This window comes from Pseudoalteromonas sp. CR1 (genome assembly GCF_019392235.1).
Lineage (GTDB): Bacteria > Pseudomonadota > Gammaproteobacteria > Enterobacterales > Alteromonadaceae > Pseudoalteromonas.
The window spans coordinates 1-251 of the sequence record NZ_JAHXRM010000452.1 but is presented as its reverse complement, the minus strand read 5'-3'; the positions used below and the strand labels follow the sequence as shown (position 1 = coordinate 251).

The 251-nt window shown below is 63.7% G+C and carries 1 protein-coding gene; it reads right to left on the bottom strand.

What is annotated here, in order from left to right:
• Window positions 1-42 precede the first annotated feature (42 nt).
• Window positions 43-251, bottom strand: a 209-nt coding sequence (locus tag KZZ04_RS20115) for a helix-turn-helix domain-containing protein (RefSeq protein WP_219424024.1), incomplete at its 5' end; no start/stop codon positions are given.

The following is a 251-nucleotide window of genomic DNA, read 5'->3' as shown; positions in this document are numbered from 1 at the left end:
AAAGCCGACCGCGCGAAACTGGACGCTGAGGTTGAGCAAGCCTCAACCAGCGGCGGCGACACGCCCAGCTGAAGGCGTCCCCGCTTCATATTTGCCCCAGATGCGCCGCAGATGGCGCGCCGAACCAAAGCCTGCGCGCTCGGCGACGGTTTCAATGTCCAGGGTCGACTCAACCAGCAACTCACGGGCCACGGTTAACCGCAGCGTGTGCAGGTAGTCCAGCGGACTGCTGCCGACATGCTCGTGGAACA